This window comes from Candidatus Neomarinimicrobiota bacterium (assembly GCA_016784545.1).
Taxonomy (GTDB): Bacteria; Fidelibacterota; UBA8477; order UBA8477; family JABMPR01; genus JABMPR01.
Window position 1 is genome coordinate 25816 of record JADHUM010000049.1, and the last position, 9666, is coordinate 35481.

10 protein-coding genes and 1 tRNA gene are annotated in these 9666 nt (G+C 44.7%); 3 read left to right on the forward strand and 8 right to left on the reverse strand.

All coding sequences use genetic code 11. The features are described 5' to 3' along the window. Positions 1–30 precede the first annotated feature (30 nt). The 7 genes from ISR87_11515 to rlmN all read right to left on the reverse strand — a co-directional run bounded on the left by ISR87_11515 (position 31) and on the right by rlmN (position 7327). Entirely contained in the window at positions 31–1401 is a 1371-nt protein-coding gene (locus ISR87_11515) for a sigma-54-dependent Fis family transcriptional regulator (protein ID MBL7026076.1), read from the reverse strand. Between the two features lie 13 nt (positions 1402–1414). Further along, positions 1415–2626: an ATP-binding protein gene (locus ISR87_11520; GenBank protein ID MBL7026077.1), complete on the reverse strand. Its 1212-nt coding sequence runs from the start codon at positions 2624–2626 to the stop codon at positions 1415–1417. Further along, a complete protein-coding gene (locus ISR87_11525) occupies positions 2623–3195 on the reverse strand; it encodes a DUF4390 domain-containing protein (GenBank protein ID MBL7026078.1) in 573 nt (190 codons plus the stop codon). The genes ISR87_11520 and ISR87_11525 overlap by 4 nt, the downstream gene beginning before the upstream one ends. A 76-nt stretch (positions 3196–3271) precedes the next feature. Next, positions 3272–3613 carry a hypothetical protein gene (locus ISR87_11530; protein MBL7026079.1) on the reverse strand — a complete coding sequence of 114 codons (342 nt, stop codon included), beginning with the start codon at positions 3611–3613 and terminating at the stop codon, positions 3272–3274. 80 nt (positions 3614–3693) lie between these two features. Continuing rightward, entirely contained in the window at positions 3694–5022 is a 1329-nt protein-coding gene (locus tag ISR87_11535) for a PDZ domain-containing protein (GenBank protein MBL7026080.1), read from the reverse strand. A 315-nt stretch (positions 5023–5337) separates the two neighbouring features. Continuing rightward, positions 5338–6132: a purine-nucleoside phosphorylase gene (locus tag ISR87_11540; GenBank protein MBL7026081.1), complete on the reverse strand. Its 795-nt coding sequence runs from the start codon at positions 6130–6132 to the stop codon at positions 5338–5340. Positions 6133–6286: 154 nt separating this feature from the next. Next, the gene (gene rlmN, locus ISR87_11545; protein MBL7026082.1) at positions 6287–7327 is read right to left on the reverse strand and encodes a 23S rRNA (adenine(2503)-C(2))-methyltransferase RlmN; all 1041 of its coding nucleotides are present in this window, start codon (positions 7325–7327) and stop codon (positions 6287–6289) included. Positions 7328–7702: 375 nt separating this feature from the next. Between rlmN and ISR87_11550 the strand changes: the two genes are divergently transcribed. The 3 genes from ISR87_11550 to ISR87_11560 all read left to right on the forward strand — a co-directional run bounded on the left by ISR87_11550 (position 7703) and on the right by ISR87_11560 (position 9148). Beyond that, on the forward strand, positions 7703–8155 hold the full coding sequence (locus ISR87_11550) for a hypothetical protein (protein ID MBL7026083.1): 453 nt from the start codon (positions 7703–7705) through the stop codon (positions 8153–8155). Positions 8156–8157: 2 nt separating this feature from the next. Further along, positions 8158–8979, forward strand: a complete 822-nt coding sequence (locus tag ISR87_11555) for a trypsin-like peptidase domain-containing protein (protein ID MBL7026084.1) — start codon at positions 8158–8160, stop codon at positions 8977–8979. 93 nt (positions 8980–9072) lie between these two features. Further along, a tRNA-Phe gene (locus ISR87_11560) sits at positions 9073–9148 on the forward strand. 154 nt (positions 9149–9302) lie between these two features. On the opposite strand, the gene ISR87_11565 is transcribed toward ISR87_11560, so the two are convergent. Further along, a complete protein-coding gene (locus tag ISR87_11565) occupies positions 9303–9587 on the reverse strand; it encodes a tyrosine-type recombinase/integrase (protein ID MBL7026085.1) in 285 nt (94 codons plus the stop codon). Between the last annotated feature and the right edge of the window lie 79 nt (positions 9588–9666).

A 9666-nucleotide genomic window follows, 5' to 3' on the forward strand; every position in this document is an offset into this window, starting at 1 on the left:
TAGCTCTTTTCTATTTGAGAATTGTGGCTATCAGGTCTTGCCCAACCCCAATTCTTTTAACTTCCGTGAGAGATTGGATTGCTGCATTCCTAAACTGTTGGCAGTCCTGCTGATGTTCCCGGCATGCTGACGGAGTTGTGATTCCAGAAAGCGTTCTTCGAACATCCTTTTTGCTTCAGCAAACAGGCGTGTTTCGGTGAAGATTGCAGCATCTCCATCTGCAGAGACGACTTGATTCAAATGTGGTTTTACTTCAGGTAAATCGATCTCTTCATTGGGACTTAGAATATATAGACGTTCGATGAGATTTCTCAGCTCACGGATGTTTCCAGGAAAGGGATAGCCAACCAACATATTCATGGCATCCCTGGTAAACTGTTTGGGTTGCAGACTTAATTCAGCAGCATAGTGGGACAGGAAGTGATGGAGGAGGGTTTTTATATCGCCTTCTCTCTCACGGAGTGGGGGCAGATTAATGGGCACCACATTAAGACGATAAAATAAATCCTCTCGAAACTTGCCTGCAGAGACCATCTCCTCAAGGGGTTTATTGGTGGCCGCTAAGAGTCTAATATCAACTGACTGAGTTTGAGTCCCACCGACACGTTCAAATTTCCCATCCTCAAGAACTCGAAGGATTTTTGCCTGTGCAGACATACTCATATCACCAATTTCATCAAGAAATAAAGTGCCGCCATTGGCCATTTCGATTTTACCCTTTTTCTGGCCAACCGCTCCAGTAAAGGCGCCTTTCTCATGCCCAAACAACTCACTTTCAACCAGTTCAGAGGGGATGGCGGCAGCATTGAACTTAACAAAGGCATCCTCAGCGCGAGGACTAGCGGCATGAATGGCGTGGGCAACCAGCTCCTTGCCAGTACCACTTTCGCCTCTAATGAGAACTTTTGCTGAAGTAGGGCCTACCCGTCGAGCCGTATCCAGGACCTGCTGAATCTGTAGTGAATTACCAATGAGACGATACTTATCGTGCTGGGTCTGTTGAATAAGGGCTGATCTCTTGGTCAGGGTTTGCTTTTCTGAAAGATTTCGAATCGCCAATTTAACCCGGGCCAATGAGAGTGGTTTTTCAAGGAAATCATAGGCGCCAATTCTCAGGGCGTCCACGGCAGTTCCCACAGTGGCATGGCCAGAAATCATGATGACATCAAGGGTTTCATCTATCTCGCGAATACCTTTTAGGACTTCGATGCCATCCATGCCCGGTAAACGGACATCAAGCAGAACCAGATCCACACTTTCCGCCTTCAGAAGCGCCAGCCCATCTTCACCGGTCCCAGCTTCTAAAACATGATGGCCTTCATCTTCCAGAATATCCCTGAGGGTTAAACGAATGTTTTTTTCATCATCAATGATTAAAATTTTGATTTTGTGATCAGCCATTTTGCTATCCAATCTACTTGGTTAATTGTTGCTCGTTTTCCCGGTTACAGGGAAAACTAATAATAAATGTGGAGCCTTCGCCCAGGACACTGGTGGCTTTAATATCTCCACCATGTTGTCTGATAATGCGTCGGGTGATTGCCAGCCCCAGACCAGTTCCCTTTTTCTTCGTGGTAAAATAAGGTTCGAAAATTTTGACCAGATCAGCCTCAGAAATCCCTTTGCCATGATCCTTGATACCTATTGTACAGGATTTATTCAGAACACTGGTAGAGACTACAATATGAGGGTTGCTTTCACAGGCCTGTATGGCATTCTGGATCAAATTCACCAACACTTGTTTCATTTGCATGGTATCGGCAAAAATTTCTTTAAGAGACGCATCCAGTATCAGATCGATTTTGGCATCATCTGAGTATTGTTCTGAGATATCACGCAATTGTTGGTTTAGATCATAGTTATCAAATTGTGCTTCTGGCATTTTGGCAAAGCCGGAGAAGGCAGTCACCAATGATTGAAGATTGTCCACCTCTTCGTTGACGATCCTCAGCGATTTTTCCAATATCTCAGGCAAATTTTCGGCTTTTTCATGGTACTTCATTTCCAGGCGTTGAGCAGCAAGACGAATGGGTGTCAATGGATTTTTTATCTCGTGAGCCATGGCCCGGGCCATCTCCTGCCAGATCGTCTGCTTCTCAGCCTCAATCAAGCGCTCTTTACTTTGATTGAGTTCAAAAACCATGTTATTGAAGGCGATGATAAGACCATTCAGGGGAGAAAAAGCACTCTCTTTGATTTGAAAATCAAAATCTCCACCCTTTAATTGTTCAGTTGCTGAGAGTAAACGTGTCAAGGGCCGTGTGATAATCATAAACAGGAAGAGGAAAATGCTTCCTGTGAGGATGATCATGACGATGACGATTCCAATGGAGTACTTTTTAATATCGCGACTATAAAAATCTCCAGCAATATCAATTTTATGCAAATCCCTGAGCACGCCTTCAATCTCTTGATTAAACACTACAAGCTCGCTGGAATCAAGTATGGTGCTATAGGATTTATGTAGTTCCCTGACCTTTTCCTTGGTGGAGAGACCAGTGATCTGATCCTGATAGGAAGCAAGATTACTGATAAAAAAGTCCCGCATGAGCATGGCGGCAATTAATGTGACCAGACTGACCAGGATCATAATCTGGATTCTGAATGATGGTGCTCTTAATTTCACAAGACCAACTGCCTTTTCTCGAATGGCTCCGAGATATGTATGGGTCTGATTCTATTCCAGAAGGACATAAGATTAATTCGGTCTGTAATGCCAGGCATGTCCATTTCTTCCATAAAAGCAGAAATTCTTAAATAATAATACTTATCATCTTCCATGACTCGCATGCGACAGAATAAAGCATTTTCAATTTTAACCCACTCCTCTTTTGCAGCTTCCAGCGTGTAGACCTGCTTGGTTTCATCAACCTCGCTGCGGTAGACGTCATAGTCATCTTCTAATAGCGAATAGCGAAATTGATGCTCCCAGTTAGCCATTGCGACGATGGAATCATTTGATGCATTCACCAGATCTATCTCAAAATGAATAACTACCGTATCACCAGATTGGAGGAGCATATCAAGATCTGGAGTAAAACTCTCCATGAGGATGGCAGAACAGAAAAGCCGATCGCCTTTCACTTCCAGAATCACATCCTGAAAGTAGGGATCGGTTCCAACAAATGCCGTCAGCAAAAGCTGAGAAACGATGAGTGCACCAGCACCCAGTTTATCAGATAAGAACTGTAGCACAGGTGTGTGTCGGTCTTTTTAACGTGAGGTACATCGTGAGTGTCATATTCTGATGTCGCCTACTTGGGTTACTGGTTTATTCCAGAATTACATTCTTATTCGTGATGTCTTCCTCACGAACACGTCCTGAAGAATTAATAATTATTAAGCTCGCTCCAGGGTTGACAATGGTGTGAGACAATTGTACGACTCCCCCCTTCGTATATTCCCTGACCAGCAAAACGCCCCTGGATGTCTCCATAAAGCGAATGGTAATCGTGTAGTTTGAGCTGGGCGTGAAAAAGACCTGTTCATTGTATTCCCGTGACAGGGGTATCCCAGTAGGGGATATCACTTCTAAATCATCGGTAAGCAGGGCTGAAAATAGTGGTGAAACCACTAGGAGTATCATTCCAATACTTCTGATTAACATTTTCATATTTTCCGCCTAGTGTAATAAAAGGTGATGCCGACATCGTTAAGATATCGGCATCACAAGCATCAATTATTTAGTTCTGTTTAGAATCCAAACCAGAGGCCCAGGGACATGGTTGGAGCGCTCAGCTCAGATAATTTACCTGCACTGCCGACCAATTCATATGATTCCATTTCCTTATCAAGGGCATTATTTCCAAGTGTGGTCTTCCAGCCGTCACTGAATCCATATCCATAGAGATATCCGTATTCAGCTTTCAGTCGCATCCAGCCAGTCAATCTGATCATGACACTGGCTCGTGGATGTGCAATGGCATAATTCTTAGAAAAGTTGACAGATGTACTCTTGGTGTCGATGAGCTCATCATTTACGGTATCCCAAGTGAACTCACCATCATTCTGGGTCACATTCAAGTCGATGCCACCTAGTCCCAGCCCAACACCTCCACTAATGGTAGCCCATGAGAAGGGAGCCAGTCTCTTTTCAATGGTCAATCCACCGTAACCCATATTGAAGGTTACTTCACGCTCAACAGTTGCTGCGCTAGTTGAATGGGTAGCTGTCACTGTATTGCTCACACCACCCCAGTTTCCAAAGCCACCCAGGAACCAGCCATTACCAACATATCCCTGACCAGATCCACCCCACATAACGATTCCTTCTTCACGGAAAGGTGTTGATGAGAGACCAAGCTTGGTCATCAGGTCAACCATGTCAACGAACTCATCCTGGACCAGCATGGGTGTGAAACCACCACCACCGTAGCCACGGGAGTTTTTGCGTTTTTTCTCTTTTTTATCTTTATCAGCCATTTTCAGCTGAGTTTCTTTTTCCTTCTTTGCAGGTGCTACAAATGTTGCTACTGTGGAGTCGATTGCTTCATCTCTCCAGAAGACAATACTCACCTGATCGCCGAATTTCTTGCTACGGATTAAGCGTACGAGGTGATCCTCATAACGAACTTTTGCTCCGCCAAAAAACATGATGATATCATCTTCAATGATTCCGGCTTTATCAGCAGCTCCGTTATTAACAGTACCATTCACCAATACACCGTGGGCATATGGGTAGCGCATCTTGTATGCATCTTCAAAATCCATGTCACTTAAATAAACGCCCAGTTTGGGACGTGAATCATTATCATCATCATCTATATTGATTTTGATGCCTGTTTCCACACCAATTTCATCCAGGGCTTCTTGCACCTCCATGGCCACATCTTCAAGTTCCTGCTCCAGGTCTTGAGAGATATCGATTTGGATCTGGGTTCCACCCTCTGCAAAGGCTGGGCTTGCGATCAGTAGTGAGAATGCAAATGTCATCACTATCGCCAGAGCTCCATGGCTCGCTATGGCGATCAATGTTCCGGAGAGGTTACTCCAGGCTGCCAGATGATCTGTGTTTTTAGTCATTTTCGGGGTCCTTTCTAATCTATCGTTTTCCATTTTCATTGATTTTTCCATTTTCAATTGCTTTCCTTTAGGACAATTGCCATGCCACAATGAAAGGGACATACGATAAGTGGTAGTAATATTAGTCTCTTATACACCTATACCAGGTACTTTTTATCTAGGATCATGGGGTCAATTTAGCATCATTCTGATATAGCGCCATATCAGAATGATATGTGCCTGTTTTTAATTGGAAAATCTTTTACTTTATTTGGTGTGGGAATGGCTGGGAAACGCCTTACTAGTGGGCTGTTTGTGAAGGATAACTGATTGCGTTTACCCACTCAATTCTTGTACCAATTCACTGAGAAGTTTGGCAAAATCCTCACGCACGCGAATGCCTGTTTCCATGACCTCTTCATGATTCAAGGGTTGATCCAGGATTCCAGCGGCGAAATTGGTTAGACAACTGATACCCAGAACTTGCATATCTAGTTGAAAAGCCTGCATACTTTCATGGACGGTTGACATTCCCACAGCATCAGCTTGTTTGGATCTCAGAAAGCGAATTTCAGCTGGTGTCTCATAGGATGGACCATTCAAACCTGCATAGGACCCAGTTTTCAAGGGGACAGATTCTCGTTGAGCCACTTTTTTTACCATGTCCATGAGCTTGGGAGTGAAAATGTTGTCAGGTTCTGTGTTTCCAGAATAGACCGAATGTCCCGTTTGATTCATTAGTTTCGTGATAAGCATGAGATCACCAGGGGCGTAGTCTTCACGGATACTCCCAGCGGCATTGGTCAGAATGATAGTACTGGCTCCCAGGGCATTGAGGATTTGAATGGGATAGACAACCTGATCCAGAGTATAGCCTTCATAAAAATGAACTCGCCCGGAATTCACCAGGACAGGGACGTCACTCAAGAACCCATGTACCAATTCACCAGAATGACCTTCAACGGTTGAGATGGGGAAACCGGGGATGTCAGCAAAGGGAATGCGGGATGTATTGGAAAGTGCATCCACAAAATTTCCCAGACCGGATCCCAGCACCAAGGCAATGTCCGCCCTAAATTCTCCATGTTTTCTAATTTCTTCTACTGCTTCATTTATTTTTTTGATATTCATTCGTGTACCTTGCAGAAACTTTTTATTTCAAGTCTTCGCGAGGGAGTATAACGACCGCGGCGATCTCAAGTTCGAGATTGCTTCGTCGCTCTGCTTCTCGCAATGACTGTATTTGGATTGTGGATTATTCATGAAGCGATTCATTCTACACAAATCAATTTTCACTCACAGCTGCCGTACTCAATTGACCACAGGCGGCATCAATATCATCACCCTGGCTCCAGCGAATGGTGACACCAAAACGTGCTCCTTCCAGGACTTCCAGAAAGCTCTGAATTCTTTTTTTTGAGGGTCGTAAATACCCCTCTGCGACTTCATTGTAAGGGATCACATTCACCTTGCAAAAAACCTGATTGGCAATTTTCAACAGACGTCTGGCATCCCCCATACCATCATTCACTCCTTGCATCAATACATATTCGAAGGTCAGCATATTTTTAGACATCTCAGTGTAATACTTGCAGGCTTTTACCAGTTCAGCGATATCCCATTTTTTGTTGATGGGCATTATTTGCGTCCGGCTTTCATCATCTGATGCATTGAGGCTTACTGCCAGTTTATAGCGGTGGCCTTCATCGGCAAAGCGACGAATCTGGGGCACCATCCCGCTGGTAGAAATGGTAATTTTCCGAGCACCATGGGCAAAACCTGATTCTGAATTGAGAATGTCTGCAGCTCTGATGACCTGGTCATAATTATGAAAGGGCTCCCCCATTCCCATAAAGACAATATTGGTAATGGGTCTATCACTAAAACGCCTGACATGAAGCAACTGATCAGCGATCTCTCCTGAGGTGAGATTGCGCTTCAAACCCATCTTGCCAGTAGCACAAAAATCGCAATCCAGGGCACAACCCACCTGTGATGAAAGACATACGGTGGCGCGTTTGGATTCAGGGATAAGAACTGTCTCAACAAATTTTCCATCTCCAAGACGGACCAAAAATTTTGAGGTACCCTGGGATGCTGAGGTCTGAACTTGATGGACGGTGGTTAGCTCGATTTGACTCTTTGCTTCCAGCTCCTGAATGAAATCTTTGGAAAGGTTGGTCATTTCAGAAAAACTCTCAACCCCTTTCTCCCAGATCCACTGGAACAATTGACGTCCACGAAAGGCTTTGCGGCCTAAGGATTGGACCCATGCTTCCATCTCAGGTTGACTTAAATTCTTGAGGATTATTTTTTCACTATCCATGCAGGAAAATACACGATGTGTTGAGGAGTGAAACATCTTCTTTGCAAGTTTGGGAGTTCTTGAGTTTATGAGTTTTTGAGTTATTGAGTTCATGGATTCATGGGTTTTTGGGTTTGATGAGAGTCGGTTGTGAATTGTATTAATTTTATTTTTTGCAACTGAGGTTTATGGTTTTCATTGCGCAGGAGATGGAGCCTGTCCGCCGCCTGCTTATGCCGAAGCGGCTACGCGCAGGAAGGTAGCAAACTACTTGCGGAAGGCGGGCTTGTGGAAATCCTCGTGAAGTGGAAACGGGCATTAGAAGCTTCCTTTTAGCTCAAAAAAAGTCTACTCTATGTTGTGCGGCTTAATTTGATCGTTTGGAGACCTTGGGATATGTTTACCAATGCTCGATATTTTATAAAAACAGCTTTCGGATTTTTTGTCCTGGGTCTTTTTTCCGGGCTATATATGTATGGTGCCCGAGTTTTCGGTTGGTCAATGCCGTTTACCATGATTCAAGCCCACACCCATGTCTTGCTCATGGGTGGTGTGTTTATGATGATACTGGGTGTGGCGGTTTGGTTTTTCCCCAGAGCCAAAAAGGACGATAAAAACTATAACCCCACCATTATTCGTACCAGTTATTACGTTTTCACTGTTGCTACACTCCTACGCTTTATTGTCGAAATTCTGCAGGGGCTTTACCCTCAGAGTCTGGCGACTCCGGCTGGATTCTGGTGTTCTGTGTTACAAGTGGTGGCCAGTATTGTCCTGGTCTATAGTCTTTGGGGACGTATCAGGCCGGTGGGAAGTCAGATTCGAGAACAGCAGGGGGAGAAGTTTTAGATATGCAGAAATTGGGTTTATTGAGTTTTTTCGTCCTTATTGCCTGTAGTTCAACTGCATTAAAACAGGATGGCATCGAGCAGCAAAGATCGCTGATTGAAATCAGTGATTTATATGCTGCAGGGCATGAGCAGCTTGAACTCGTGTTAGAAACCGAGCCTGCCCTGGGAAAAATGCTGGATAGCAATCTGGCAGCTACCCTCCTCATCACATTGACCATAGAATATGAAGATGGTGAAAAGGAGCGGGTCCAGCAGAGCGGGAGCTTTATATCAAAGGGGGACTATATCCTCACAGCCGGTCATGGATTTTATGTGGACTCTGGGAAGCTGATTGACCTGGAAGCACAAACCATCTCTCGTCAGAAGCTTGCTCTTAATGTAGTAGCATTGGGCTATTCCAAGGATGAATATTCAAAACAGGACTGGGCAATACTGCAACCCGTAAACCTGCGCCGGACAACAAGCCTGGAATTTGTACCCACAGGATATTCAGGTAAGGATGCCTATATACTTGGCTTCCCTGGCGGCATGGGATTGAATGATAGCAGTCGGGTTGTGCATGCCCTTGAAGTTGATGAGGGCTCGGTTTACCCACTGGCCGTGATCTGTGAGCGTTCCCTCACCCGACCTGGTATTCTAACACCCAAAGTGGGTGCCATTCCTGTTCAGGGGATGAGCGGTGCACCTGTTTTGAGTGAAGATGGACAGCTTATTGGTCTGTTCAGTTCAATCAGCAGAACCAGAAATGTAGCGGGTTGGCACTACATTTTTCACATGTCAGACCTGCCAATCGAGACCCTGGACAGCTTAGTGACAAAATAGCTATTGTGGGGAGGGGACTCATATCTTATTATTGCGCGCTCGTTTATCCGGCTTCGCTTTTATAGCTACGCCGAGACAAGTCGAGACGACTGGGGCCAGGTAGCTCAGTCGGTAGAGCAGGGGACTGAAAATCCCCGTGTCGGCGGTTCAATTCCGTCCCTGGCCACCACAACTAAACCCTAGTACCACAACGGTTCCTGGGGTTTTTTGTATCTAGAATCATACACTATTGCAATACAATATTAGGAGCTAAATTGGGCTATTTTGGTACATTTTGGTATATCAATGGCACATATAGCGCACACACGTTTCAGGTGATTCATTTAGGCTACCTTACCCCATCCATTCGCGCGCGCTTCAGATACTTTGGATACTACTTTAGTTGAGTCCTCAAGTAGATCTGACATGTCCTGATAATCGACTTCTAAAAGATCTACATAGTGTTTCTCTGTAACTTTTACCGATGAGTGACCTAAGAACTTGGATACTCTATAAATATCAACGCCCTTTTGTATAAGGCGAGCACCTGCGGTTTTACGAAGTGTATGTAAATTAGCATCCGGTATTTTGGCAGTGTGGAATAATCGGCGCGATAGCGATTGTGACACGGCTGAGTATGTATATGGGAACGGTACTCGTTCCTTTCTCCGAGAGTTCAGAATGGAGCGAAGCGTATCATTCAGAGGT